Origin of the sequence: Bradyrhizobium sp. C-145 (assembly GCF_023375135.1) — a bacterium.
Taxonomy (GTDB): Bacteria; Pseudomonadota; Alphaproteobacteria; order Rhizobiales; family Xanthobacteraceae; genus Bradyrhizobium; species Bradyrhizobium zhanjiangense.
On sequence record NZ_CP088150.1, the window covers coordinates 5049463 to 5073843 of the forward strand.

27 protein-coding genes and 1 tRNA gene are annotated in these 24381 nt (G+C 61.7%); 9 read left to right on the forward strand and 19 right to left on the reverse strand.

The window, feature by feature from the left end; all coding sequences use genetic code 11:
* Positions 1–19 precede the first annotated feature (19 nt).
* Positions 20–952: a copper homeostasis membrane protein CopD gene (gene copD / locus LRP30_RS23625; protein WP_249756464.1), complete on the reverse strand. Its 933-nt coding sequence runs from the start codon at positions 950–952 to the stop codon at positions 20–22.
* Positions 949–1266 carry a copper homeostasis periplasmic binding protein CopC gene (gene copC / locus LRP30_RS23630; RefSeq protein ID WP_249756465.1) on the reverse strand — a complete coding sequence of 106 codons (318 nt, stop codon included), beginning with the start codon at positions 1264–1266 and terminating at the stop codon, positions 949–951. Before copC ends, copD begins: the two co-directional genes overlap by 4 nt.
* An 851-nt stretch (positions 1267–2117) precedes the next feature.
* On the opposite strand from copC, the gene LRP30_RS23635 reads away from it, so the two are divergent.
* The gene (locus LRP30_RS23635) at positions 2118–2678 is read left to right on the forward strand and encodes a hypothetical protein (protein WP_128941261.1); all 561 of its coding nucleotides are present in this window, start codon (positions 2118–2120) and stop codon (positions 2676–2678) included.
* A gap of 655 nt (positions 2679–3333) precedes the next feature.
* Here the strand turns inward: LRP30_RS23635 and LRP30_RS23645 are convergent.
* From LRP30_RS23645 to LRP30_RS23680, 9 genes are all read right to left on the reverse strand, one after another.
* The gene (locus tag LRP30_RS23645; RefSeq protein ID WP_249756466.1) at positions 3334–3843 is read right to left on the reverse strand and encodes a copper chaperone PCu(A)C; all 510 of its coding nucleotides are present in this window, start codon (positions 3841–3843) and stop codon (positions 3334–3336) included.
* A gap of 8 nt (positions 3844–3851) precedes the next feature.
* Positions 3852–4469: an SCO family protein gene (locus tag LRP30_RS23650; RefSeq protein ID WP_249756467.1), complete on the reverse strand. Its 618-nt coding sequence runs from the start codon at positions 4467–4469 to the stop codon at positions 3852–3854.
* 125 nt (positions 4470–4594) lie between these two features.
* On the reverse strand, positions 4595–4738 hold the full coding sequence (locus tag LRP30_RS23655; protein WP_249756468.1) for a hypothetical protein: 144 nt from the start codon (positions 4736–4738) through the stop codon (positions 4595–4597).
* 387 nt (positions 4739–5125) lie between these two features.
* Positions 5126–5830 (reverse strand): TlpA disulfide reductase family protein, encoded by a 705-nt coding sequence (locus LRP30_RS23660; protein ID WP_249756469.1) that lies wholly within the window; start codon positions 5828–5830, stop codon positions 5126–5128.
* Positions 5831–5945: 115 nt separating this feature from the next.
* Positions 5946–6389, reverse strand: coding sequence for a DUF411 domain-containing protein (locus LRP30_RS23665; RefSeq protein ID WP_249756470.1), 444 nt, complete (start codon positions 6387–6389; stop codon positions 5946–5948).
* A 29-nt stretch (positions 6390–6418) separates the two neighbouring features.
* A complete protein-coding gene (locus LRP30_RS23670; RefSeq protein WP_249756471.1) occupies positions 6419–7849 on the reverse strand; it encodes a multicopper oxidase family protein in 1431 nt (476 codons plus the stop codon).
* A gap of 124 nt (positions 7850–7973) precedes the next feature.
* Positions 7974–8321, reverse strand: coding sequence for a hypothetical protein (locus LRP30_RS23675; RefSeq protein WP_128933236.1), 348 nt, complete (start codon positions 8319–8321; stop codon positions 7974–7976).
* 150 nt (positions 8322–8471) lie between these two features.
* Positions 8472–8597: a hypothetical protein gene (locus tag LRP30_RS44995; protein WP_256477618.1), complete on the reverse strand. Its 126-nt coding sequence runs from the start codon at positions 8595–8597 to the stop codon at positions 8472–8474.
* Between the two features lie 241 nt (positions 8598–8838).
* On the reverse strand, positions 8839–9279 hold the full coding sequence (locus LRP30_RS23680) for a hypothetical protein (protein WP_249756472.1): 441 nt from the start codon (positions 9277–9279) through the stop codon (positions 8839–8841).
* 202 nt (positions 9280–9481) lie between these two features.
* Here LRP30_RS23680 and LRP30_RS23685 point away from each other — a divergent pair, with 202 nt between their 5' ends.
* Together LRP30_RS23685 and LRP30_RS23690 are read left to right on the forward strand one after the other, a co-directional pair.
* The gene (locus LRP30_RS23685) at positions 9482–10093 is read left to right on the forward strand and encodes a DoxX family protein (protein WP_245473306.1); all 612 of its coding nucleotides are present in this window, start codon (positions 9482–9484) and stop codon (positions 10091–10093) included.
* A 22-nt stretch (positions 10094–10115) separates the two neighbouring features.
* Complete coding sequence (locus LRP30_RS23690) at positions 10116–10928, forward strand: methyltransferase domain-containing protein (protein ID WP_249756473.1); 813 nt, start codon at positions 10116–10118, stop codon at positions 10926–10928.
* On the opposite strand, the gene LRP30_RS23695 is transcribed toward LRP30_RS23690, so the two are convergent.
* The 4 genes from LRP30_RS23695 to LRP30_RS23710 are packed head-to-tail and all read right to left on the reverse strand — an operon-like array spanning position 10929 to position 14822.
* Complete coding sequence (locus LRP30_RS23695) at positions 10929–11678, reverse strand: glycosyltransferase family 2 protein (RefSeq protein ID WP_249756474.1); 750 nt, start codon at positions 11676–11678, stop codon at positions 10929–10931.
* A complete protein-coding gene (locus LRP30_RS23700; protein WP_249756475.1) occupies positions 11675–12754 on the reverse strand; it encodes a radical SAM protein in 1080 nt (359 codons plus the stop codon). Before LRP30_RS23700 ends, LRP30_RS23695 begins: the two co-directional genes overlap by 4 nt.
* The gene (locus LRP30_RS23705) at positions 12751–14124 is read right to left on the reverse strand and encodes a glycosyltransferase 87 family protein (protein ID WP_249756476.1); all 1374 of its coding nucleotides are present in this window, start codon (positions 14122–14124) and stop codon (positions 12751–12753) included. Before LRP30_RS23705 ends, LRP30_RS23700 begins: the two co-directional genes overlap by 4 nt.
* Positions 14121–14822, reverse strand: a complete 702-nt coding sequence (locus tag LRP30_RS23710) for a TIGR04282 family arsenosugar biosynthesis glycosyltransferase (protein ID WP_128955626.1) — start codon at positions 14820–14822, stop codon at positions 14121–14123. Before LRP30_RS23710 ends, LRP30_RS23705 begins: the two co-directional genes overlap by 4 nt.
* Before the next feature lie 332 nt (positions 14823–15154).
* Here LRP30_RS23710 and LRP30_RS23715 point away from each other — a divergent pair, with 332 nt between their 5' ends.
* Together LRP30_RS23715 and LRP30_RS23720 are read left to right on the forward strand one after the other, a co-directional pair.
* The gene (locus tag LRP30_RS23715; protein WP_249756477.1) at positions 15155–16357 is read left to right on the forward strand and encodes an acyl-CoA dehydrogenase family protein; all 1203 of its coding nucleotides are present in this window, start codon (positions 15155–15157) and stop codon (positions 16355–16357) included.
* Positions 16358–16438: 81 nt separating this feature from the next.
* Positions 16439–17284, forward strand: a complete 846-nt coding sequence (locus LRP30_RS23720; protein WP_249756478.1) for a PhnD/SsuA/transferrin family substrate-binding protein — start codon at positions 16439–16441, stop codon at positions 17282–17284.
* A 21-nt stretch (positions 17285–17305) separates the two neighbouring features.
* Here LRP30_RS23720 and LRP30_RS23725 read toward each other — a convergent pair whose 3' ends face one another.
* The 3 genes from LRP30_RS23725 to LRP30_RS23735 form a co-directional block, all read right to left on the reverse strand.
* Entirely contained in the window at positions 17306–18337 is a 1032-nt protein-coding gene (locus tag LRP30_RS23725; RefSeq protein WP_249756479.1) for a radical SAM protein, read from the reverse strand.
* Positions 18338–18963: 626 nt separating this feature from the next.
* Positions 18964–19048 (reverse strand) — tRNA-Leu (locus LRP30_RS23730).
* Between the two features lie 203 nt (positions 19049–19251).
* The gene (locus LRP30_RS23735) at positions 19252–19494 is read right to left on the reverse strand and encodes a FliM/FliN family flagellar motor switch protein (RefSeq protein ID WP_011088012.1); all 243 of its coding nucleotides are present in this window, start codon (positions 19492–19494) and stop codon (positions 19252–19254) included.
* Positions 19495–19577: 83 nt separating this feature from the next.
* On the opposite strand from LRP30_RS23735, the gene lipB reads away from it, so the two are divergent.
* Both lipB and LRP30_RS23745 read left to right on the forward strand, forming a co-directional pair.
* Complete coding sequence (gene lipB, locus LRP30_RS23740) at positions 19578–20327, forward strand: lipoyl(octanoyl) transferase LipB (RefSeq protein ID WP_128943306.1); 750 nt, start codon at positions 19578–19580, stop codon at positions 20325–20327.
* Between the two features lie 203 nt (positions 20328–20530).
* A complete protein-coding gene (locus LRP30_RS23745; RefSeq protein ID WP_164940030.1) occupies positions 20531–21244 on the forward strand; it encodes a DNA helicase in 714 nt (237 codons plus the stop codon).
* A gap of 42 nt (positions 21245–21286) precedes the next feature.
* Here the strand turns inward: LRP30_RS23745 and LRP30_RS23750 are convergent, their stop codons facing one another.
* Positions 21287–21709, reverse strand: a complete 423-nt coding sequence (locus LRP30_RS23750; protein ID WP_128933228.1) for a 4-oxalocrotonate tautomerase family protein — start codon at positions 21707–21709, stop codon at positions 21287–21289.
* Positions 21710–21820: 111 nt separating this feature from the next.
* Between LRP30_RS23750 and LRP30_RS23755 the strand changes: the two genes are divergently transcribed.
* Positions 21821–22672 (forward strand): LysR family transcriptional regulator, encoded by an 852-nt coding sequence (locus LRP30_RS23755; RefSeq protein ID WP_249756480.1) that lies wholly within the window; start codon positions 21821–21823, stop codon positions 22670–22672.
* Positions 22673–22834: 162 nt separating this feature from the next.
* Positions 22835–24355 carry a PAS domain-containing sensor histidine kinase gene (locus tag LRP30_RS23760; RefSeq protein ID WP_249756481.1) on the forward strand — a complete coding sequence of 507 codons (1521 nt, stop codon included), beginning with the start codon at positions 22835–22837 and terminating at the stop codon, positions 24353–24355.
* Positions 24356–24381 lie beyond the last annotated feature (26 nt).

Genomic DNA, 24381 nt, shown 5'->3' on the forward strand with positions numbered 1-24381 from the left:
TCCCCACGATGCATTAACTTCACGAACCATGCATGGCGGGGTCTAATGTCCCCAACACGCTGACGACGCCCACGACGACTAGGCCCACCACCTGCTCCCCAAGAACGTGACCGCGAAGCTTTGCCAGCATGCTTTCGGACCCGTTCGCAGTCGGCGATTGGGCCATAGCCGGAACAAGCCAGAACCGGTTGGCGGCAGCCAACAGCACCATTAGAACGAACAGCCCCGATTTCACCAACAGCAGCTGACCGTAAGTCGTAGAGATCAAGTGCGACAGAGAGCCGACGAGGAACCAACTATTGATCGAACCGGAGGCAAGGAGGACCGCTACCGCAGCGTAGCCCATTCCTGAAAAACGCGACAAGACGCGCACGACTCCTCTATTCGGTACCCTGACCTTCTGATTGGAAGCGAGAAAGAGACTTAGAGGCAAAAGACCGCCCAGCCAAGCGCCAGCCGCAAGCAGGTGCGCTACGTCGCTAGTGACGTGAATGCGTGCCGAGGTCCCTTCGTTGACCTGGGTGTGCCCAATTCCGGCCAATGACGCGAGGAGGATCGCTGCGAGAAACGTCACAATTGCGATCGCACGACGGTTCAAGTGAGATACGCCAGGCAACTGGATCGCCGCAACGAGGAGAATCATAAGCGGTGCGCGCACCGCCCATACGTGACCGAAATCGGTGTCCCATAGCACTGATGCCAACGTGTCACGATCCACGGCGTCTGCAAGCTCCCCGGACATGTTCGCCACGGTCAAGCCGAACCAGGCAAGGCCGCTTAAGAGCGCGCCAAGCGCGGCCGTGATCAGGATAGGATTCAGTTGGCGCCCAAGTCGCTCTGAGCTGTCGGCGCTCAGGCACGAATAGAGCGGGAAGAGTGCAGCACCGAAGGAAATAATGACGCAGGCCAGATGAACGAAGCGGGCGCCAACGAGGCCCGCCTCCAGCATCATTGCGAAACCTTGAACGAGAAGTGGCCCTTCACCTTGTGGGTATCGGCTGAAACAGCATGCCACTCGACGTCGTAAATTCCGGCAGACAGCGACTTGACGATCGGAACGACAAGCTGTCGCTTATCATTCGGATCGATGGATGGACTTTCCGTCTGGATGAGAGCGCCCCTGCTGTCCTTGATTGTCAGCCCTGAGAATTTAGGGATGACATTCTCGCTGAAGGTCAATCGAACCTCTTTCGGAGGCGGTACCGTGGCATCCTGTCCGGGATTGCTGGCTTGGAGGGCCGGGTGAGCGTAGGCCGATCCGGCCATGAGACCACTCACAAGAATAGCCAAGCTCGCGACAACACGTAGCATCGTCTCTCCTACCTAATTCGCACTCGTTCGGCCTAATTCGCGCACGTTTGGATATCGCCTTATGTCCAAATCCGGTCGCCGTATCAGCCTTTTTCGCTGGGCACAATCCATTTGCGGCGCAAGGCGCCTGCGGATCATGTCCTAGTCATCGTGATCGCCACCATTCCAGTCATGGTGCGGGCCACGGTGCCAATCGTCATGGCGCCCCTCGTGCGGGCCGTTGTGCCTGCCATAGTGCCAGCCATAGTACGGATCCCAATGGAACCCGCTGTGCTGACCATAATGCGGTCCGGAGTGCCAATCGTGGTGCCAGCCGGAGTGCCAATCGTGTTCGCGGGGTCGGTACCAGCCTTCCTCATCATGGGCACTCGCGGCGTGCGTCAACGTCACAAGTAGCGCGGCTGCGCTGAGGAGGCACAACACCGGTCTTAGGCTCTTCTTTTGAAGCTCGTCCGCGTCCATCATCGTCCTCCGCAAGCGTGAACTGACTCGGAACCGTAAGAGATCCCATCCGATGGACATTTTCGAAGAGGCGAGCTGAACGAGATCGGAACGGCAAGTTTAATCCTGGTTCATCGGCCCCTGCCCGTCCGGCACGATTGGACCGACGGACTTCACCTCCGGATTGCCGCCTCCATTTGGTGCAAGCGCGTTGCAGCAATTGCGGTCGCGTCCCTGAAACTATGGAGCGGCATAAGCATTCCGCTCGCGCTTCGCGCGGGTGTAAAATGTCAGCAGAATGTGCGTCCCGTAGTCGGATTACTGGTCGAGATCAGGCAGGCCCTCAACAACCAGGAGTAACGACCATGAAAACCACCACTAATTTGTGCTTGGGGGCGGCGTTGGTTCTCTGCATCGCAACCTCAAGCTCAACTCTCGCCATGGCTCAAGGAATGCAAGGCATGGGTGCCGACATGATGCAAGAAGGCAGCGCGTCCAGGGCTACAACTTCCAACATGCCCGAGCATGGGATGAGACAAGGCATGATGGATTCCGGGATGATGCGACGCGGCATGGAGCAAGGCATGATGTGTCCGATGATGGGCGGCATGATGCAGGGCGGCATGGGCCAAGGGATGATGGGGTCCAACATGATGGGGCAAGGAATGATGGGCTCCGACACGACGCGCGGCGGCACAGGCGGAATGTTTGGATCGCACGTGACCCCGATGATGAACCTGTCCGTCGAGGACGTGCGAAGCTATCTCGGCGTGCAGCTCGAGCGGCTCAACAATAAGCGGCTGAAGATTGGTAACGTCAGTGCCGACGGCGGGAGTATTAGTGCCGCGATCGTTACTGTCGACAATTCACTTGTGCAAAACCTGAAAGTCGACCGCCACACAGGGACCATTGAGTACGAAAACTGAAGCAATTTCTCGCCGGATGAGAGTTGGATGCAATCTGTCCCGCTGTGCCGATTGCGATAAGCCCCCGCTGGGTGGCCTGTCTGAGAAATGCGAGGAGATCAGCGCGTTGCTGATCATTCTTGATCCCTGCGAACGTCATCTCATTGCCGGGTACGAAATGTTGCGGGTCCTTAAGCCACTGGTCGAGGGTGCCGATCGTTCCAGAGCACTCCCGAACTCTTCAGGGCGGAAGAGTAGCGTGGGAAGCTTGCCAAGGCTCCTGCCTTGCGATTCCAAAGCTCCGCCGGACTTGGGCCCGTCATATTTCGGTTTGGCTCGAGCGAATGGCAGGCGGCGCACGCGGTAAATACGTGCTGGCCGCGCGTCGCATCTGCTTCGCCCGGCCGCGCTCGCGAACATCGTGATGAGCGCACATCATTGCCTCCCTCGGAGCCAGGCGCTTATCGTGGTCGCGCGCTGCCCTCGTACATGAATGTCATCGGCTTCGGGCCGCGCATGTATCCGGTCTCGAGTCGATCGAACTGGAAACCGGCGCCCTCGATCAGCACTCCATAGCGACATCGCGGTCGTCCCGAAGACGCTATTTCACTGATCCTTGGGCGACAGATTGCCAGTTCGCTGGAGGCAGCATCATCAGGCTCAAGCTCAACCAACCTCATTCTTTCATCGTGTCGTCGTGATGATGCATCATGGGAGCCATGTCACTGGGCCGCCTAGCGCCGACCTTCGCAACCGGAACCGTGACGTCGACTTTGCCCGCCTTGGCAAACGTCAAACTTAGAGAGAAAGTCTGACCTTCTTTGAGCGGCTGCTTCAAGTCGACGAGCATAATGTGCATGCCGCCCGGATCGAACGTGGTCTTTGCATGAGGTACCAGATCGACGACGGGCATTTCGCGCATACGGGACATGCCATTCTCTTCTGTGGTGCTGTGAAACTGAACCTTGTCTGCGACCGGCGTCGTCGCGCCCAACAACTGGTCTGGGGCTTCGCCGTTATTGATCAATGTCAAGTAGGCTGCGCCGGTCTTCGCTCCTCCGGGCGTTGCTCGCGCCCATGGGCGCTCGACTACGACTGAACTCGCGCTTGAGGTCTGCGCGTTAACCTGAGCGCCGGCTATCAAAGCCAATGCGATGCTCAAGATCAGCTTGAATGGTCGTTTCATCAATCGTCCTATCCGTTCTTGTGGGTCATTTGCTTGCGCAGCCAAGCAGCAATCTCTTCGCCGCCTTCGCTGCTCTGGATCACATTCGCGAATCGCCCCTGTGGATCCATCAGATAGAGGTACGCGCTGTGCGAGACCGGATAATCGGCGTTATCCACTTCGGATTTCTGCGCTTCGGCGTACACGCGATATGCCTTCAGCACGCCGTCGATCTGCGCCTGGTTTCCAGTCAGGCCGACAATGCGAGAATCAAAGGACTTCAGGTAATCAGTCATGACGACAGGGGTGTCGCGCTGGGGGTCGACCGTGATAAAGAGCGGTTGGAGCTCGCTGGCATTTGGGCCAAGCTTTTCCAAGGCCGCGCTCATGTTGGTGAGCGCGGTCGGACACGCATCCGGGCAGAAGGTGTAGCCGAAGTAGATCAGAAGCCACTTGCCGCGGTAGGTCTCATCGCTCACTGTCTTGCCGTCGGTCGTTACCAGCGTGAACGGCCCGCCAATCGCTGCCGTGCCAGACGTGACGACCTTCGGATACGGAGTCGCCACAAACCATGCCTCAGCCAGCGCGATCGCGCCGGCGGCCGCAACAAGAGCTATGATGGTCAGGCATCTGGTTCGTGTCTTCATCGACAGCTACTGTTTGGCCTTGGCATCCGGCGATCGAGGAGCGCGCCACTGGTCGTTGGGTCGGCCACCGCTGTCATCTCTGCCCATCATCGCGCCGCAATGGTTCATCATCCCTATCCGTTCCATCATTCCGCTCCCCGACCCATCATTCCGACCATCGTCGTGGAGCTGGACGAGGCGTGATCGTCGGCATAGAGAGCCGGAGCCATGGTCACTGCGGCGACCGAGAACGCGGCGAATACAAGCAGAGTTCTAGCGGTTGATTGCATGTTCGGTCTCCTTTCGTCGGTTTCCGATTTCCGCAGGCTCGCCGCGCGGCGGCGTCCCCAGGATTTCGGTCTGGACCCCGACCCTGAGCGACATCTGCCGTTGCCTGGTCAAGGACCGGAGAATTCGTTGCCTGCCAGCCGACATTCGCTGCGTTTTGTGATGTGGAGGTTGCGCAAGAGCGGCCGATCAGGCGGTTCATGCACAGACCGAGCCCGCACATCACCAAGCATGGCAGTACGCTCAGCAGGACGGGCGCAATACCGGCAGCCACGAGCCAGTTCCATCCGAACGCGGTGCCGGCGATCACGGCGATGACCGCGAGGACAACCAGTACGCGCCGCTCCCCAAGATAACGCCAGGGCCGCCACGCGCGTACAGCAGAGATATCATCTGCTCTTATTTTCGTCTGAGGAGTCATCAGCTGTTTCTCTATCGAGGATCACTTCGTTAATGGGCGACATCAGCCAGTCGAACACACGCCGGAGCAGGCCGAGCGACGTGTGCAATCGATCAGGGTCTTGCCGCTGAGCGAAGCGATCGCCGGTATTGGTCATGACGGCTCGGAGCGTGTCGGCGATTTCTGGGGAATCCCACTCGGCCGGGCCAAGCGCGCGCCCGACTTCCTGGCCAGCGCGATCGATAATGAGCGTCGTCGGCAAGCCGATCGCGCCGACAGCACGCAACGCCTGCCCGGAAGGGTCGGTGTAAACGGCAAGGTTGCGAATGGTGACCTCGGAGTAGAACTTGCGGACGGCTTCGTGCCCGCCGCGATCCACCGAGAGAGGTACAACTTCGAGCTCGGCCCCGCCCAAGGCCGCTTGCAGCCGATCGAGCGCGGGCATTTCCTTTCGGCAGGGCACGCACCAGGTGGCCCAGAGATTGAGGACCACGACCTTTCCTTTGAAGTCAGCCAGACTTCGCGGTCGGCCTTCCTCATCACTGAACTGAACAGCGGCGACAGGTCTTGGGCTGTTATGCAGGACCACCTTTTTCGCTGGCTCCTGAGCAACGGCCAATTGAGTGGCCGCTGCGAGTGCGATTGCGACAGCGATCGCGGACTGAATCCGGCCGATACAGGGGACAAGCATCATTGCTGCTCAACCTTTCCGATCGATGGCAGGATCGCATCCACAAGCCGTTTGGGGACGATCGTTGGCCAACGTGCTTGTGGGGCGATGCGGGCCGACCTCGCCCGCTACCGACTGGCTACACGGTGGCGTAGACGGTCGGTGCCTTGCCATCCTTGGTCACGGCGTAGATGACGAATTTCTGCGTCTTGGGGCCGGTCATGCCGGGGGAGCCGGTCGGCATCCCGGGAAGGGTGATCCCCGCAATCGGCGGCCGCTCGGACAGAAGCTTACGGACCACCTCCACCGGGACATGCCCATCGACCACGTAGTTGCCAACGAACATCGTGTGACAGCCCTGATACTTCGCTGGCACGCCGGCGTTCTCGCTGATCTCGGCGAGGTCGTTAGTGGGCGTCACATCAACGGTAAAGCCGTTCTGCCGCAGGTATGCGGCATACCCCTCGCAGCAACTGCATTGCGGGTTCTTGTACAAGGTCGCTGGGGTTGGCGCGGCAAGCACCGGCAGCGGCGGCAGGAGCGTCGTTAGCGCAGTACCAAGGAAGAATGTCCGCCTGTTCATGTAGTTTCTCCTTTGCAAGAGCGGGTTGGTTATGCAACGCGCAGCACCGTCATCATTCCCGACACCTGGTGGTCGGTGACATGGCAATGCAGCATCCAGTCGCCGGGATTGTCGGCGACAAAAGCGATCTCGACCGTCTCTTTCGGCCGGACGAGAACGGTATCGGCCCACTGCCGGTGCGGCACCGGTGCTCCGTTGCGGCTCAGGACGCGGAAACTGTGCCCGTGGAGGTGCATCGGATGCCACCAAGCGGTCTCGTTGCGCATCGACAGCACGCAGCTTCGTCCGCGCCGGAGCGTAAACAGCGGCGGCATCCCAGCGTGACCGTCGCCTGTCATCGAATGACCATTGATGGACCAGTTGGCTTGGTTGCCCATGCCCATCATTCCGCCCATCCCCATCATGCCGCCGCCACCCATCATGCCGCCCTGCAGCCGGAGTTCGCGCAGTTCGGCGTTGGTCAGGTCCGGCTCTGGCAACGGATTGCGCGGCAAATGGAGCGGTGAATCGAGTGGATACGCGCGGAGCAGCGGCTCGTCTTTGTAAGCGAGTTGAGTGAGCCAATAGGACAGGTCGTCGTAGAAATCGTCGACCACGCGGTATCGCCGTCCCGGTTCACCCTGCATATCGAGGATAAGGTCGACGCGCATTGCGGGAGCAAGAAGCAGACGCCCATTGTCCGGCTCATGCGGTTCGCAGGGCTGGCCGTCGATCGCGACGATTGTCGGACGGTGGCCCTCGAACCGTAGGGCCATGATGCGCGCGAGCGAGGTGTTGACGAGGCGGAGGCGAACGCGTTCCCCTGCCCGTACCGGCTCGTCTTCCGAGACGACGCCGTTTACCGTGACTGTGTTGCCGACGCGCCCGGACATGGCGGCTTCCATGCCGTTGCCGAATCCGGGCGCGATCTGCGCGTTGGATCTAAGCCGCCAGTCGCTCAACACCCAAACAACGTCGCGGTCGACCGGAACGGGTTCCGGCTCTTCAATGATCAGAGCACCGGCCAGGCCACGGCCGAGTTGCTGCAGGCTGTCGGCATGCGGGTGATACCAGAACGTGCCGGCGTCGGGCGGCGTGAATTCGTAGGTGAAGGCTTCGCCAGGCTTGATCGGCGGCTGCGTGAGGCCGGGAACGCCGTCCATGGCATTCGGCAGACGTATGCCGTGCCAGTGGACGGTCGTATCTTCCGGTAACTGGTTTCGCACCACCAACCGAACGGACTCGCCTTGGCGGAGCCGGATGTCGGGACCAGGGATGCGATTCCCGTAACACCAGACATTTGTTTCCGTGTCAGGCGAGCCAACGAGGGACACGCGACCGGGCGCCGCGGAGAGCTCAATAACCTTGAGTTCTACCGGTGCGGCTCGCGGTATTCCCGGGAACAGGGCGGAGGCCGCAACTGCGGTACCGCCTAGCAGCAGTGCGCGGCGACTGATCGTCGGACTCAAATCGGAATGCATGAAAGCCGATCCTGGACGTTGATCCGATGCCCGTGGCCAAGAGCCCACGTGCGTCATCACGATGCGCTGTCGATGCGGTGGGCATCGCGCGCCAAAGGTCAACATCGCGACCAGCGATGCGCCTTTAGTTCAGGACGGCAGGTCTGGGAGGATACGGGTCAGGCGGGATCGTATGCCCCGCAAGAATTGGGCTGAAGCAATCTCGCGCCGTCTCGACCGAGGACAGCTCAAACAGCGGTCCAAAGACGGGCAAGGCCACGAAACTTCCGCAAAAGGCGGAGCATGCCGCGGCCGTCATGGCCTTCTGATCGTCGCCGCAGCCCTGACATTTGCCTTTCATCGGCATGTCGGTCGCGGCAGCCATGACCATGCTCACGTCAGCATGCGCAGCACGTATGCCATGCGGAACCAGCCCCACGATGAACGTGAGCGCCAGCAGCAATCTCATGACGCGGCCGAGCTTCACCGACATACGACTAAGATAACGACCAGCGCCGAGAATAGCTAGGCCATCGGCAGGAGCCGCAAGATCAACCGGCGCTGCGGTTCACGGGTTTGTGAGCCCGATATCCTGCCAGTAACAGGCTGGCTTTCGATCCCCATCTGCGCCCGGTGGCACTGCTTACGGTCCCGAGAGGTATTTAACGAGCGCCGCAATGCCGAGAATGAGAAGGATGAGGATGAGTACTCCGATCAGACCCATCCCCCAACCCATGCCACCCATCATGTTCATCATACCATCCATCATGCTTCTCTCCCTAAGTAGCCCGATGGCTTGGCTCGTTCATCATACGCGGCATTGCTGGACCGCCGGTCCTTAGAAATCTCCAGACAAGCGCAGTTGCTAGCGCGAGAACGGCGATATTCAACACGGTGGTGTAGTTGAGTGCGATCGATGCTTCAGTCACCTTGGCGTGGCGGGCCACACCGCGGCCCAGTCCATCACAAAATAGTGGCTGATCGCGAAAGATCCGGTCGGAAACCCATTTTCAAGTAAATAATGCTGATGCCGGCATGCCGCGCTGCAGCCAAGTCGCGAGCTGTGGGCGCAATGGCGTTTCGGATGCCGGAAATGTCGACGCCCGCAAGCGCGAACATCCCGCCCTCAGAGCCAAGTCATTCTGCATATCGACAACGATGACGGCGCTCTGTGGGTTGATGGAAAGAGCCTCAGGCTTCGCTTCGATAACGATCTGCCCGGATGATCGCATTTCGTCGTCCCCTTGAACGAGCACTGAGGGTACGCCTAGAGCATCGCGCCGACAATCCGCATAGCGCGTCGCGAAACGCCACTGATACAACGTCCGCACCTGGACCTGGCCCCAACTTGGACCTCTGGCGCGGTCCGCTATCGTGCCCACTATCAGGAGTACGCCGAACCTCATATGCGCCTTGATCTCCGGCTGGAAGCTGACTACGCGGATCGCCACCCTTGGTCTCGGCTTCGCGGATGAGGCGTTTCAGGCGCTGGCTACAGCCAGTTGCTCCGACGGACAGAGCGCAGCGAAGTGAACCCGCGCACGCCGAGACGGAGTTGCGGACGCGGACACTGTGGAGTTACTGTGCACTGCTCCGGAGCATGCGCCTATGCCCACAAATCCCTTCATCGATATCGGTCATTTCCTGAGTGCGATGACGGGCGACTATCTCAGTCTCGGAAACTGGCGCTATCTGATCCTGGCGCTGTTCTGGGCGCTGCTATTCGCCAGCATTGCAGTGGCCTTGCGGAATTGGCAGGAGGATTCGGAGCAGCGTACCGGCCGACATCTCGGAATCTGGCTGGTTCGGGTGCTGGTCGGCTGTATGTGGTTTCAGGGCATGTTATGGAAGCTGCCGCTACCTCTGTCGGGCGGTCTGCAATACTGGACCGAACAGGAATCGACCAACGCGGCGTTCGAGTTTCACCGCAGCTTCATGAAAGATGTCGTGCTCCCGAACATGTCCATCTTTGGGCCAATCGTCTTTGTTGCCGAGCTGGCATTCGCTGGGTCGATGATGCTCGGGCTTGCGGTGCGATTGCTGGGCGTGCTGGCCATCGCCTATGTGCTGCAGCTCTGGCTCGGCCTGTATGGCAATTCGTCCGAGTGGCCGTGGACTTACATGTTTTTGGCCATGCTGATGTTCCTGTTCACACTCGATGGCGCCGGCCGCAGTCTCGGCCTTGATGCCTGGTTGCGCCGCCAAATCCCTGCGGTGCGCGACGGGAAGGGATTAATCGGCAGGTTTTTCCACATGGCGGGGTAGTTGCGATCGTGTGAGTGAGAGAGTGACGACGTTGAGCCAACCTCGTGAACTCACAAGAGCCGACCAGCCGCACGAGATGCATGGCGGGCATTTGATCGCTCTATTTCGCGCAGCCTCGCTTCTTGCGATGCTGGGCCCAACTTGCGCGTACGCGGCCGATATCGGTTATCTGGCCCCATCAGGGGTCTCGGCATCGGAGTTCCCCTCGCCCCAGCGCCCGGTTGCGCCGATTGTCAGCCCAGGCCGCTCCGACGAGAGGCACCGTGACTCCCTGGATGAGACCGGCGAGATTGCTCGGCGTCTTATGTTGAAGCCCGGCATGACAGTCGGTGATATCGGCGCCGGCCGTGGCTACCACACGGTTCGGCTCTCGCCCCTCCTCGCCTCCAAAGGCTCCGTCATTGCTGAGGACGTCACCCGAGATTACCTCATCGAGCTCGCCAAGCGCGTCGAGCGTCTTCGACTGACAAACGTCACATTAGCGCTGGGCGAACCGCACGACCCACGCCTGCCCGCCTCCTCGCTGGATGCTGCCATCCTCGTGCACATGTATCACGAGATCGCCCAACCCTATGCCTTTCTCTATAATCTCGCGCCTGCCTTGAAACCGGGCGCGCGGATCGGAATTGTCGACCTTGAGCGTCCGACCTCCGAACATGGCACGCCAATTGAGCAGTTGCGTTGCGAAGCGAGCGCCGTCGGTTATCGCGAGATCGCCACATATCAGCTCGCAGGCGATGGCGGATACCTCGCTGTCTTCTCCCCGCCGAATAAGGAAAATCGAAAGTCTCCCCGGGATATCGTTGCCTGTGAAGATCGTGCCGGCACGCACTGACTAGCTCCTCTTGCCGTGGTCTCGCAGCTCGAACGCGAGACGAACAAACGTCGCCGAAATCGACCAGGCTGCCTTGATGCCGGCGATGAGATTGCCGGAGACCTTCGACACTCCGCCGATTCGGCGCCGCTGTCCGACAGCGATCTCAAGCATCGGTACACGCGCCGCGGCGACCCGCATCAACATCTCCAGATTCCAGCCAAATGTCTCTTCCTTCATATTGAGACGTATGAGCGCATCCCGCCGGATAGCGCGAAACGGCGACAGATCCGTGAAGTTTGCGCCATAGACGAAGCGCAGCAGAAGCCTGCCGACGTGGGAAGCGATGACCTGCTGTGGTGCCAGGCTGCCGGGCTCACGTGGGCCGCGAACACGCGAGCCGAGTACGAAGTCGGCTTGCCCAGCAATGATCGGCGATACCAGATCAGGAATGAATTCCGCAGGATCGCTGCCGTCGCCGTCGAGGAAAACCAGAATGTCGGCGTTATCGCGCACAGCGGCGATGCCAGCCTGGATCGCGCGCCCGTAGCCGCGTCGCGGCTCGACAATTACGCGCGCTCCGGCGGCCTCAGCGCGCTCGACCGTACGATCTCGCGAGACCCCGTCGACCACGATGACCTCGCTTACATTCTGGCCGAGCACCGCCGTCACGACCCCGCCGATGGCTGCTTCCTCATCAATGCAGGGAATGATCGCCGAAACCACCGGCCGGCGCTCGCTCTGTTCGCTCTCCTTGATCACCTGGCTCACAGGCTCCAGCGCAGGCCGCAATTGGCGCAGCACTTGGGTGGCTCGTCTGACAAGAGCGCTGCCCGAAAGTGCTGGTAGGCGGGCCCATTCCAGATGTCCCGCAGGTCCTGCTGCCGGGCATGACCGAGGGTGTAGTTGTCATAGCCATGCTGCGAGAACGGCGCGATACAGCATGGCAGCGCACGGCCATTGGCCGTAAAGTACATCAGCGACCATGGCCGCCGGCAGAGCGACCATGGCGAAAGGTCTCCGCCACCCTTGAGGCTTAAGCTGGGCTCGCTCGTTGCGCCCGATGCGCTGAAGGTCATGCCAAGGGAGCGCGCGAGCTCCTCAGCCTGCTTCAGGTACGCCGCTTCCTCCTCCGTCAGGCGCTCGAACAGCGCCTGATCCGGCCGCGCCTTGCCAATGGCGGATTCATCGAAGAATACGAGCCGTTGCAGATAGACTTCCTTGACGCTGATCTCCGCCGCAATTTGCACAAAGGCCGGAAGCTGCTCGACAGTCTCTCTCAGACCGGTCAGCCAGAAGGATACCAGCGGCTTAGAGTGGCCCTCCCGCTCCTGTAGTTCGCGAAATGCTCGCACGTTGCGGATGATGCGGCCGAAATAATCTCTGCCGCGGATCGCCTTGAAGCTCTCGCGATTTGACGCGTCGAGAGAGACGCGCAGTTCATCAAGGCAGGCGTCGATCAGCGCACGGCCGTTGCGCTCACTGAGAACCGTTCCATTTGTGTTGAAGACGACATAAACGCCATGATCCTTCAGGTATCCGACCATGCGGGGCAGATCAGCGACCAGCATCGGCTCGCCGACGCCGTGCAGAACCGCCCGCGCAAGACCGGGGACCTGATCGACAATCGATACGAACAAGTCCCAGCTCATGTCCGCCGGCGGCTCGAGCTGCTCGTAGGTGCGCGGGCAAGTGGTGCACAAAAGATTGCAGCGGTTCGTCACCTCCAGATAAAGGCAGACTGGCGGGCGCTGGGCGACCTCGGTGCGCTCGCCCGCGACCGACTCGTGGTAGCGGCGCGGGTCGAACGGCGCGTGAGGGTTTTGCGCTTCGCGGGAAAGGCTCATTGCAACAGCCTTGCCTCTATGGTCCGCGGCATGCGGGTCCTCCAGACGACCAAGGCCCAAGCCAGCAAAAGACCTCCAAACAGGATTGATTTGCTTACCACCCTTGGAATGTAGAAGTCCCAGTCGAGTTGTTCGGATAGCAACAGCGCTCCGATCGAAACGACCCAGGTGGGCGCGGAGCCGCACAAGGCGGCAAACGGCGCAACAATCAGAAAATACCAGGGGTAGTTGGGCGACCACAACAGGAAAGCAAGAAGCAACAGCATGTTAATGTCGGCAACACGCGACGCGATGCTGTGATCAGAGCTGCGGGCAACCGTGAGCCCCTTGAGCATGAGGACCAGCCCGGCCAGTGCCACGTAGACGGCAACGTCGCGCTCATGCTCGCCGAACACAAGCCGCCAGAGCGACAACAGCCAGATATCGTTGCCGGCAACGATCCCCTCTTGGTTGAAATAGCCCTTGGTCAGGAACCCGAGAACGCCCCAGCCGACCGACAGATAAGGAAGGTAACAAAGCGCGATGACGGCGATCACAACGAGCGGCATTTTAGGGTCCCACGGCCGCCAGATCCCGGCGAGCACCGGCGCCGCATACGGTTTCACCAGCGTCGATAATGCGATCACGGCGGCCCCGCGCAGAGCGGAGCCGGCCAGGGCAATCCATAGGCCCAGCAGCACCAGCGCGACCATGAGCGCGTCGACGTGGCCGCTGTTGGCGATCTCCCACAGCGGCAGCGGATGCCAGAGATAGGCGATCACGCGCGTCACCGGGCGGTGCATGCGCCGCAGCAGCAGCATGATCATCGTGACGGTGACGGCCTCGCACCCCAACAGTGCGAGGCGCATCGTCGTCACGCTTTCACCAATCCGCGTGACAACGAGGAAGAAAAACTGCGCGACGGGAGGATAGATGGTGACGGCAGAGTCGGCCCGGTTGATGTGCGGCAAGATCGCCCCGTCGCGCAGAGATGCCAATGCCTCATGAGCCGGGAAATAGCGGTACGGATTGATACCTGCGGCCTGAACCCTGCCATCCCAGACATAGCGATAGATGTCATTGGACAGAAGGGGATCGAACGCCAGCACATAGGCTCTCAGAACGATCGCCAATCCAAAAATGAGCCATAGCGCGCGATCGGGTGGAGCCTGTTCGGCCATACTTGTCGCGAAGATCGTCAGCAGACCTGCAAGAATGGTCAGAGCAATGAAGGCATTATCACCGGCTGCCTCGAAGGCAAAGGGGGTCACCAGAGTGAGACCAAGCAGGATAACGCCAATACCGGCCAGCCGATGAAGCGGAGGCATTGTGGTGACCGAGCGCGCCAGTCCGCCGAATTGACTCGCAATGGTTCCCGCAATTGGCTTCATGGGTCTATCCGCTGCGCAGCCTTGAGAAAAACTCGGCTCGCCCGCGCCAGACCACCGCCGCGAAAGCGCGCCGAATTGCCGGCCAATTCGTCCTTAAGCCAAGTTAGCCCTTCAATGTCGTCGATATCGTACCATTCCGGCAGCAGTATCGTGGCAAGTCCGATCTCGGCGGCGCGATCGCATGTGCTGCGAGCTACAGTCTCCGTCCCCCATGCGATGCGCGTGAATAGCTGCCGATGTGGGCGCTTTAACCCAATGAGGTAATAACCGCCATCGCTTGCTGGCCCGAGCACCATTCTGTCGCCGGGCTCGCGAAGAGCTTCGATAGCCCGGACCAGGAAACGGGCAGGAAGGGTTGGGCTGTCGCCATTGACGAGCAAAACGCAGTCGTGTCCGTCGAGGAGATCGCGCGCGGCACCGAACAGCACATCTCCGAGATCGTCACCGACTTGCAGCAGAAGCCCGAACGTTGCGGGAAGCAGCTCCCGCATGATGTGCTCGACCCCCGCGGGCGCATAGACACCATAGCCGCGCCTGCCGAGGCTCTCCGGGACCGTCTCGATGGCGTCGGCGACGTCACGCAGAAAGCAAGCCGAGAGCTCCGAGGCGGCAACCGCGCCAATAGCCGTCGCAAGCCTGGTCTTTGCGCGGCCAGGCTGCGGCGCCTTACAGATGATCCCAATCGCCGCAACGCTCATAGCAGGAGCCGGGGCCGCGGGCGATCGGCCGGGATCGCGATCAATTGCCGCCACGCCAGGCAAACCTCCTTACGCAATCGCCGGTCGCTCGCAGCGCTTTTCGCGACAGCGGACCAGCGCCGCCCCCTGCTGCGATGATTGTCTCCGCCGGCCGCAGCCGGAACAAGCAAAAGGTGCGACCGACGTCTAAAAAATATCCTCCGGGTGACGTAACCAGATCGCTTTGAGCGGCGTAATAATTTGGGGGTACTTTGGCGTGGAGAAACCAACAGCGAGTATACGGAAGCGGTAGCGCCACACGCTGGGCGTTCCGACCCGACACATCCGCTGCAGTGCAATACAGCCGCCTGCAGCTAGTTCAATTCGACCGAGCACGACGGAGGGCTGTTATGGACCACGAGACTGCAGTTTCGCAGGCCAGGGAGATCGCCGACCGCATACTGGCGCCGGCGGCACGACAAAACGACAAGGATGCTCGATTTTCGTCGGAGGCAGTCGCGGCGCTCGGCTCGGCCGGACTGCTGGGGATGATGCTGCCCACCGAAGTCGGCGGCTCGGCTCTCGGACCAAGGACCCTCGCTGCCATCATTGCGACGCTTGCGGAAGCGGACGCGTCGGCCGCGATGGTCTATTTGATGCACATGTGCGCCACCGCGACGATCGCCGCGGCCCGTCCCGGTGCAGCCGTCGTGCAGACGTTGAAAGATATTGCAGCCGGTCAGCACCTCACCACGCTGGCATTCAGCGAAGCCGGATCCCGCAGCCACTTCTGGGCGCCTGTCTCGCGAGCGATCCGTAGTGGCACCAATGTGCGCATCACGGCCAAGAAATCGTGGGTGACGAGCGCCGGTCACGCGCAAAGCTATGTTGTCTCGGCGCTGGCTCCTGAAGGGAAGAGTCCGACCGATTCAACCCTTTACCTTTTCGCCGCTGGTGCGCCTGGACTGTCGGTCGCCGGCCCATGGGATGGTCTCGGGATGCGCGCCAACGCTTCCGCGCCGATGATCCTTGAGGACGCCGAGGTCGGATCGAGTCTTCAGCTGACCGACGACGGAGCGGGCTTCAAGGCGATGCTGGAAATCGTGCTTCCGCTGTTCAACCTCGGGACATCGGCGGTCGCGCTAGGCCTTTGCCGGGCCGCCGTGGCGGGGACCACAGCTCACCTCAAGAGCGCTCGCTTCGAGCATCTGGGCCAGAGCCTCGGCGAGAGCCTGCCGACGCTTCGCGCGCAACTTGCGACAATGCAAATCGACACTGATGGGCTCGCCGCGCGCGTCGACGATCTCGTCGGTCACCTCGAGCGCCCCCGAGATACCACCATGCTGCGCGTGCTCGAGTGCAAAGCGTCGGCGGGTGATGTTGCTATCGGCGTCACTTCGGCGGCGATGCGGGTGTGCGGAGGTGCTGCGTTTTCCAAGCATCTGGCCATCGAGCGATTGTTCCGCGATGCCCATGCAGGCGCGGTCATGGCGCCGACGGGCGATGTTCTGCGTGAATTCATCGGCAAGGCCGTGTTGGGAATACCGCTGTTCTGAGCGCGGCAGGGTTGCCCTGCTGGCCGCCTCGGATCGCGATTGATCGCATTTGAAATCAGGCGTGACAGGCGAGGAGTAATCATGAGCCAGACGATCTGGGTAGGTGCCGTCGCATACGATCCGAAGGTGGTCAGTATCTGGGAGGGCATGCGACGCTACTTTCACGAGGAGGCGCATCTCGCCGTCGAGGTCGTATTGTTTCAGAGCTACGAGGCCCAGGTCGCAGCGCTGCTGGCTTTGCCGGGCGAGCGGCTGCCGCGGATCGACATCGCATGGAACACGAACCTCGCCTATGTCCAGGCCGATGCCTGGAGCGACAAGCGCTGCCGCCCGATCGCGATGCGCGACACCGACGTCGGCTGGATGACCAAGATCGTTGCGGTCACCGGTGGGCCGGTCGCTACGCTTGGCGATCTCAAGAACCGGACCCTGGCGCTCGGCAGCCGCGACAGCGGCCATGCGGCAATCCTCCCGGTTTATTTTCTAGAGCGCGAGGGACTGATTGAGGGGGAAGACTACCGAACGCTGCGCTTCAACACGGACCTCGGTAAGCACGGTGACACGGGGACGAGCGAGTCCAACGTCGTTCGCGCGGTGCTCGACGGCCGCGCCGATGCCGGCGCAATCGGCAGCCCATTCTGGAACGCGGTGCGTACAGAGCGTCTGGTGCCGGAAGGTGCGCTGACCGAAATCTGGACCTCGCCGCCATATAATCACTGCATGTTCACTGCCCGATCCGATCTGGACCCCGCGTTGGAGCAGCACTTTGCCAAAGCACTATTCGCCATGAGCTACGAAAACCCGACGCATCGCGCTGTGCTCGAGGCCGAAGGGCTGCGCCAGTGGATAGCGCCGCAGCTTGCAGCCTACGCCGAATTGCGGGAAGCATCGGCGCAACAAGGCTTCTTAACGCGCCCCTCGGCTTAGCGATAGAGAGCTCCGCCCCTATCAGGCGCAATTGAAGATCATTGCCAACCGGCGCTGATGCTCATTTTCGCGATCAAAGGCACGGCGCACGGCTGCAAAGGATTCGGCGAGCGGAAAGATGTCGTGGCTGACCAGCAGGTCCTTATCCTCTGCGCCGACCGGATGCCAAAACACGCCTTCGGCGGTAATCGTTACTTCAGGAACCAGATCCGCCCTAGCCAACGCAATGCCCTGTGTGGCGGAGCCTCGCAGGACAATCCGCCGGATTACGCGGTTCTCCTCGCTGACGTGATGGGCATCCAGGAAGCTGCGGAATTCCTCGGCTTCCGCGTCACTTGACACCGTCGCCGCCAATCGCACCCGGAATCCTTCGGCGCACGCCAGCTCAACTCCTCTCAAGGCGCGTGCCCAGGTTCCCTTTCCACGGTGGCCGTCGTGGCGCTCCGGCGTCGGACTATCCAGGCTGATCTGAAATGTTACGCGCTCGCGCGGCAATGAGCGCAGCGTTGCGAGCCGACGTCCGGCAAACAGCATGCCGTTGGTGAGGACCGTGGTCGGCGCCGCCGCCGCGCATGCGGCAAGGATCTCGCCGATATCTGGCAACATGAATGGCTCGCCGCCGGTCACAAAGATTTCCCCCACACTGAGCTCGGCCGCCTCGACAGCGATACGTCGCACGCGCTCGATACCAAGAGCCCGCCGCGGAGCTTTGGGTGAGGAGCGCACGCAGCAGTAATCGCAGCTTAGGTTGCAGTCGAAGTTCGTATAAAGCCATAGACGAGAGCCGACCGGCCGATCTTCGACGCTTTCAGGAGTCTCTCCGTACCGAACTACCCAGCGGGTGCGACCTTGTTCGACCGCCACGTCAACCAAACTGTTACGGGTGAAGCGACACCATGCCTCAAGGTCGGGGCCGATGCTTGGATCGCCGCTGATCAAGGCCACCAGGTCGCCCTTACGGCTGCGGCGCAGCGCGTCTATCAAATCAGCCAGGAGGCCCGAGGCAAATGTCTTGGTGCCGGCATCGAGTTCGAGCTTAGCGGCCGTTCTCATAAGGCGATAATATAGGTTTTGCCCAAGGAACCAAAGCGGTGTAGCGCAAGCTTGCTGCGCCGATCGGCTGGGATGTCTTTCCGCCTACAGGCATTCTGGCTTCTCATCCTCTACCAACTGCCCGACCGACGAGTCTGAGTGGCTGTTTTGGAATATCCGGCCAGGACGTGGCATCTCGAGATGACCACCGTTTCTTTCTTGCGAGCACGGACGGCGTCCAGGCTTGACCGTCGTCGCACTCCTGTGATGGAGGCGAAGCCACTCCGTTCAATGATAGCGGAATGCGGATTTGCCCCTCACCGTCGATCACCACCTCCGCTGCGCCAGCTTCCTTGGCGGCGCGGATCACGCGAGCAATTTCACCTTGAGTGATCTTGGCAGGACGACGCGGCATGGAGCGCACTAGAATCCCAGTGCTCGTCAGAACAGTGATGAAATGGGCCAGACAATTGTGAAGGATTTAGCTGGCTGACCGCAACTAGAGGGCTGGACACCTTAGCGCGATGCGGCCTTCAGGCTGCGTGCGGTTATCTCTTTAGGGCGGCGCACCACTTTCCAGTGGCGAATAAGTGCTCTTCGAGTAGTTTCAAAAAGAAACTATCATATATTTCAATGACTTACGCGCTTGGTGCGCTCGGAGGGACTCGAACCCCCACGGTGTTACCCACTGCCACCTCAAGGCAGCGCGTCTACCAGTTCCGCCACGAGCGCTAGGAGATGCCGGCCTGAGGTCGTTAGGCTGGCCGGATCAGCGGCCGCCGATCTAACAAATCCATCAGGGGGATACAAGCCTGCAAGGGCCCCGAATTCCACAAGCTTGGCAGGAAAGTTTCCGGCCCCTTCCCCAGGGATCGGCCCTATCGGGCGCCCAGGACGCTCCCGCGTGCCCGGCCCGCGACCGCGTCCCCGGGGCGCTACCGCGTCCCCGGCGTGCGCGGCAGCATCTGCTTGACCTCGACCGCGATCCGGTTGCGATCGACCAGCACGACGCCGGAGGCGACCGGCAAATTGTTGGCCAAGACCTTGACCTCGTCGGCCTCGGTTGCGTCCAGCTCGATGATGGCGCCGCGGGAAAGACGTAATACCTGATGGATCGGCATGGTGGTCGTGCCGAGGACGACCATGAGATCCACGGTGACTTTATCGAGAGTGGGCACTGTCAGGACCGCCGCAACTTGGGACTTTGAACCAAAGGACTTGGTATTTGCTCCCGTGATGATCACCACGTTATGGTTAGCTAATGGTTAATTCGCCTAAAAGCCCCCGCCAAAACCAGCGTCAAGAGCTGGATTTGACGTCGTTTTCCGCCGCCGGCGGCGAGCCCGTCGCGTGGCTTATCTCGGACGCTCCGGTGCCCTATCCGGACGCGGTGGCCGCCATGGAGGCCCGCGTCGCGGCGATCGCCGCGGGCGAGGCTCCCGAGTTGGTCTGGCTGCTCGAACATCCCCCGCTCTACACCTCCGGCACCTCGGGCAAGGAATCCGACCTGCTCGATCCCCGATTCCCGACCTTTGCGACTGGACGGGGCGGCCAGCTCACCTACCACGGCCCCGGCCAGCGGGTGGCCTATGTCATGCTCGACCTCAAGCGCCGCCGGCCGGACGTCCGGGCCTATGTCGCGAGCCTGGAGGAGCTGATTCTGCGCACGCTGGCCGCCTTCAACGTCCGCGGCGAGCGGCGCGAGGACCGGGTCGGCGTCTGGGTGAAGCGGCCCGACAAGGGGCCTGAGCACGAGGACAAGATCGCGGCGATCGGCGTCCGGCTGAAGCGCTGGGTGTCATTCCATGGCATTGCCATCAACGTCGAGCCGGAGCTGTCGCACTTCGACGGCATCGTGCCCTGCGGCGTCGCCGATCCCCGCTACGGCGTCACCTCGCTGGTCGATCTCGGCCAGCTCGTGACCATGGCCGATGTCGACATCGCGCTCCGGCAGGCGTTCGAGGAGCTGTTCGGGCCGACCCGCGCGCTGCTGCCAGAAGCGGCAGTCTAACATTTATTATTTGTTCGAGGCCGATCGCGCGTGTTCTCCGCTCGCCGCGGAATCGGCTATGTTTGATTCTGGTGCCGCCCGCGCCTCCCCCCTCCGCCGGGAAAGCAGACGTCATGCCGGGCGATTCGATCATCGGACCGACTGTTCGAGCGCCAGGCATAAGGAGGGATTGCGCTTTCTGCTCGCAATGGGAGGTTCTCTCGATGAAGTTGTCTGCACCCATTTATCGTCTGAAGCGAAACGCAAAGCGCCTGTCGCACGAGCAAGGCATTCCGCTCCACGCCGCGCTTGACCGCATCGCCACGGCGGAAGGCTTTTCCGCCTGGAGCATGCTGGCGGCGAAAGCTGCCGCGGTGACGCCGGCCAACAGGCTGTTTCCGCAATTCCGGCCGGGCGACCTCGTGCTGGTCGGCGCGCGCCCCGGGCAAGGTAAGACACTGATGAGCCTCGAGCTTGCCGTCGAAGCCATGCGGTCGGGCCATCGCGCTGCGTTCTTCTCGCTCGAGTATACCGAGAAAGACGTTCTGGACCGCCTCAGCGCGATCGGCGTAGACCCCGTGCAGTTCGACAAACTGTTCGAGATCGATTGCTCAGACGCCATCAGCGCCGACTACGTCGTGAAGCAAATGGCCGCAGCTCCCCGCGGCACAGTCGTGGTGATCGACTATCTGCAACTGCTCGACCAGAGGCGGGACAACCCCGACCTCTCCGTTCAGGTGCGCGCGCTGAAATCGTTCGCACGCGACGGGGGATTGATCGTCGTCTTTATCGCACAGATCGATCGATCCTATGATCCCTCAGTCAAGCCCTGCCCCGATCTCAGCGATGTCAGGCTGCCGAATCCGCTGGACCTGAAGCTGTTCGACAAGACGTGCTTCCTGAACAATTCCGAGGTTCAGTTCCGGGCGGCGAGCTGAAATTCGGGCCGCGGGTGAGATCATCACCCGCGGCTTCCTGTCTCACGCCGCCTTGAGCGAAACCTCGAGCTTGCCGGCGATGTAGCGCCGCTCCTGGGTCAGGCCGCCAAAGCCATAGGCATCGCCCTTGACCTCGTCGACGTGCAGATAGGTCTCGGGATGCAGCGGGCCCAAAATCTCGGCCATGCGCTTGAACATGGCAGCGAGATAGGCAGCTTTCTCGTCCTTGGTGTTGGTGCCTTCGCTGACGTGGATGTCGATCCAGTAGCTCGCAAGCTTCTGCTCGGCGAGCGACTTGCCGCCGGCGAACCAGTCGCCCGCATCGACCGATTTCACGATGATGGCGGTCACCTCGGGATCCTTGTGCAGGATCTTTGCGGTGAGCTCGGACACGGCGTTCGCGATGTCGGCCTTCAGCGACGGCGACTGGCGGGACGTGGTGTAGGATACGGTGATCAGGGGCATGCTGGTTCTCCCAAGAATGTCGCGCGATTTGCGCGGCGTCGGTGAGAAGCTAGACCTCCGCTCATCATTTTGGTATCTTATCTCTGTTGATACCAGTGATAAAGCTTTATAATGACAGCTACGCTCGACATCGCCACCGTTCAGGCTTTTCTGCTGGTTGCCGACCTCCAGAGCTTTACGCGCGCCGCCGAAGCGCTCGGCACGACGCAGGCGGCGGTCAGCCTCAAGCTGCAACGGCTGGAGGCGTTACTGGGAAAACGTCTCGTCGAGCGTTCGCCGCGCGCGGTCCGGCTCACCGCCGACGGCGCCGCGTTCCTCGATCGCGCCCGCGCGCTGATCGCGGCGCATGACCGCGCGCTGTCGGGTGAGGCGGCGACCGCGCAGTCGCTTTCCCTCGGCATCTCCGACCACGCCGCGGGCCCTGAGCTGGTGCCGCTGCTCGAACGACTGCATGCGATGTCTGCGAATCTCACCCTCGCCGTCACCATCGGCTTCTCGCGCGAAATGCAGGATGCTTATGACGCGGGAGAACTCGACGCCGTGATCGTCCGCCAGGAAGGCAGCCGCCGCGGCGGCGAAAAATTGGCCGAGGACGAGTTTGGCTGGTTTGCCGCACGCCGCCTCACGCTGCCGAAGGGCGAGCCGCTGCCGCTCGCAACGCTCGCCCCGCCCTGCGGCGTCCGCGCCATCGCCGTGCGCGCGCTCGACAAAGCCGGCATCGCCTGGCGCGAACGCTTTGTCGGCGGCGGCGTCGCCGCGGTGGTGGCGGCCGCGCTTGCCGGGCTCGCCACCGCACCGCTGGCGCGGCGGATCGCACCTCCCGGATTGGTCGACATCGGGCCGGCGCAGAAGCTGCCGAAACTCGGCAGCTCGAAGGTGATGCTACATTCGAAGGTCAGCGATCCCGCCAAGCTGGCGGCGCTGCGCGCGGTGGCGGCGACCTTCCGGAGCATGCCGGCTTGAGACCGCGAACGCTCACAGGATCGCTTCGAGCGCGCTGCGTGGCGTCTCGTGGGGGTGGTGGCCGATCTGCATACGGCCCCTGATGTTTGCCTAAAAATGTCCCAGATCCCGGGAACCAATCCGCCGCCCCCAGCGTTTGTCCCCGTCGAGGCGGGGTCCGGAATGGTAAAAAAGTCTAATCAACAGAGAGACTTGTTCGAGAGCGAACGCAGTTTCCGGCTGTTGGTCGAAGGCGTTGCGGACTACGCCCTCTATATGCTCGATCCCGCCGGGATCATCACGAGCTGGAACATCGGCGGCGAGCGCATCAAGGGCTACGCGCCCGATGAGATCCTCGGCCAGCATTTTTCCCGTTTCTACACCGAGACCGACCGCGCCAATGGCAAGCCCGCGCGCGCTCTGGGCATCGCGCGGGAAAGGGGCCGCTACGAGGAGGAAGGCTGGCGCGTCCGTAAGGACGGCACGTTCTTCTGGGCCAGCGTCGTGATCGATCCGATCTACGAGGACGGCGAGCTGGTCGGCTTCGCCAAGATCACGCGCGACATCACCGAACGCCGCAATACGCAGATCAAGCTCGAAACGATGCAGAAGCAGCTCGCCGAAGCCCAGAAGTTCGATGCACTCGGGCAGCTCACCGGCGGGGTCGCCCACGACTTCAACAATCTCCTGATGATCATCAGCGGCAGCCTCCACATGCTGAAGAGAGGGGCCAAGGACGAGGCCAAGCTGCAGCGCGCGATCTCGGCCATCGAGACCGCCGCCAAGCGCGGCGCGGCGCTGACCAACCAGCTGCTCACCTTCGCGCGGCGACAGAGCGTCAATCCGCAGGCGATCGACTTCGCCGAGCGTATCGCCGCGATCCGCGAGGTGCTCGATGCCGGCGTCGGCAGCTCCGTGCGCCTCGCCTTCGACATCAGCCCCGATCTCTGGCCGATCAAGACCGACGTCTCCGAACTCGAGACCGCGCTGCTCAATCTCGTCATCAATGCCCGCGATGCGCTGCCCGACGGCGGCACGGTGACGATCGGTGCGCACAACGTCGTGCTGCATGAGGACCCCTTCGCCGGCAGGTTCGTCGCGATCAACGTCACCGATACCGGGCTTGGCATTCCCGATGACGTCCTCGACAAGATCTTCGAGCCGTTCTTCACGACCAAGCCGATCGGAAAGGGCACTGGCCTTGGCCTCTCCCAGGTGCACGGCTTTGCTCATCAGGCGGGTGGAACGGTCAAAGTCGCAAGCGAGCTCGGCAAGGGGACCACCTTCACCATCCTCCTGCCACGCGCAGACGACGCGCCATCACGTGAGACGGCGGGAGCATCACCGTTCCGCGGCAGCGGCACGGTGCTGCTGGTCGAGGACAATCCCGAGGTCGCATCCGTCAGCGTCGGCCTGCTAGAACAGCTCGGCTACAGCGTGCGCAGGGTCGCTGATGCCGAAGCCGCGTTGCGCGAGATCGAGACGAACGGCGTCGACTTCGTCTTCTCGGACATCGTCATGCCCGGCAAGATGGACGGGCTCAGCCTCGCCCAGCATCTGCGCCAGATCCGCCCCGGCCTGCCGATCCTGCTCGCCACCGGCTATAGCGAGGTCGCCGCAGGCGTGCGCGGCGATTTCCCGATCCTGCGCAAGCCCTATGAGATCCACGAGCTGAGCGAGGCCATTGCCAAGCTGCCACGGTGATTGTTCTCTTCGAGAGCTTGAGGCAC

What these genes read in the sequence shown, in the direction of transcription:
- copD (WP_249756464.1), bottom strand. Translation starts at nt 952, where the DNA reads ATGATGCTGGAGGCGGGCCTCGTTGGCGCCCGCTTCGTTCATCTGGCC.
- copC (WP_249756465.1), bottom strand. Translation starts at nt 1,266, where the DNA reads ATGGCCGGATCGGCCTACGCTCACCCGGCCCTCCAAGCCAGCAATCCC.
- LRP30_RS23635 (WP_128941261.1), top strand. Translation starts at nt 2,118, where the DNA reads ATGAAAACCACCACTAATTTGTGCTTGGGGGCGGCGTTGGTTCTCTGC.
- LRP30_RS23645 (WP_249756466.1), bottom strand. Translation starts at nt 3,843, where the DNA reads ATGAAACGACCATTCAAGCTGATCTTGAGCATCGCATTGGCTTTGATA.
- LRP30_RS23650 (WP_249756467.1), bottom strand. Translation starts at nt 4,469, where the DNA reads ATGAAGACACGAACCAGATGCCTGACCATCATAGCTCTTGTTGCGGCC.
- LRP30_RS23655 (WP_249756468.1), bottom strand. Translation starts at nt 4,738, where the DNA reads ATGCAATCAACCGCTAGAACTCTGCTTGTATTCGCCGCGTTCTCGGTC.
- LRP30_RS23660 (WP_249756469.1), bottom strand. Translation starts at nt 5,830, where the DNA reads ATGATGCTTGTCCCCTGTATCGGCCGGATTCAGTCCGCGATCGCTGTC.
- LRP30_RS23665 (WP_249756470.1), bottom strand. Translation starts at nt 6,389, where the DNA reads ATGAACAGGCGGACATTCTTCCTTGGTACTGCGCTAACGACGCTCCTG.
- LRP30_RS23670 (WP_249756471.1), bottom strand. Translation starts at nt 7,849, where the DNA reads ATGCATTCCGATTTGAGTCCGACGATCAGTCGCCGCGCACTGCTGCTA.
- LRP30_RS23675 (WP_128933236.1), bottom strand. Translation starts at nt 8,321, where the DNA reads ATGTCGGTGAAGCTCGGCCGCGTCATGAGATTGCTGCTGGCGCTCACG.
- LRP30_RS44995 (WP_256477618.1), bottom strand. Translation starts at nt 8,597, where the DNA reads ATGATGGATGGTATGATGAACATGATGGGTGGCATGGGTTGGGGGATG.
- LRP30_RS23685 (WP_245473306.1), top strand. Translation starts at nt 9,482, where the DNA reads ATGACGGGCGACTATCTCAGTCTCGGAAACTGGCGCTATCTGATCCTG.
- LRP30_RS23700 (WP_249756475.1), bottom strand. Translation starts at nt 12,754, where the DNA reads ATGAGCCTTTCCCGCGAAGCGCAAAACCCTCACGCGCCGTTCGACCCG.
- LRP30_RS23705 (WP_249756476.1), bottom strand. Translation starts at nt 14,124, where the DNA reads ATGAAGCCAATTGCGGGAACCATTGCGAGTCAATTCGGCGGACTGGCG.
- LRP30_RS23710 (WP_128955626.1), bottom strand. Translation starts at nt 14,822, where the DNA reads ATGAGCGTTGCGGCGATTGGGATCATCTGTAAGGCGCCGCAGCCTGGC.
- LRP30_RS23720 (WP_249756478.1), top strand. Translation starts at nt 16,439, where the DNA reads ATGAGCCAGACGATCTGGGTAGGTGCCGTCGCATACGATCCGAAGGTG.
- LRP30_RS23725 (WP_249756479.1), bottom strand. Translation starts at nt 18,337, where the DNA reads ATGAGAACGGCCGCTAAGCTCGAACTCGATGCCGGCACCAAGACATTT.
- lipB (WP_128943306.1), top strand. Translation starts at nt 19,578, where the DNA reads ATGGTTAATTCGCCTAAAAGCCCCCGCCAAAACCAGCGTCAAGAGCTG.
- LRP30_RS23745 (WP_164940030.1), top strand. Translation starts at nt 20,531, where the DNA reads ATGAAGTTGTCTGCACCCATTTATCGTCTGAAGCGAAACGCAAAGCGC.
- LRP30_RS23750 (WP_128933228.1), bottom strand. Translation starts at nt 21,709, where the DNA reads ATGCCCCTGATCACCGTATCCTACACCACGTCCCGCCAGTCGCCGTCG.
- LRP30_RS23755 (WP_249756480.1), top strand. Translation starts at nt 21,821, where the DNA reads ATGACAGCTACGCTCGACATCGCCACCGTTCAGGCTTTTCTGCTGGTT.
- LRP30_RS23760 (WP_249756481.1), top strand. Translation starts at nt 22,835, where the DNA reads ATGGTAAAAAAGTCTAATCAACAGAGAGACTTGTTCGAGAGCGAACGC.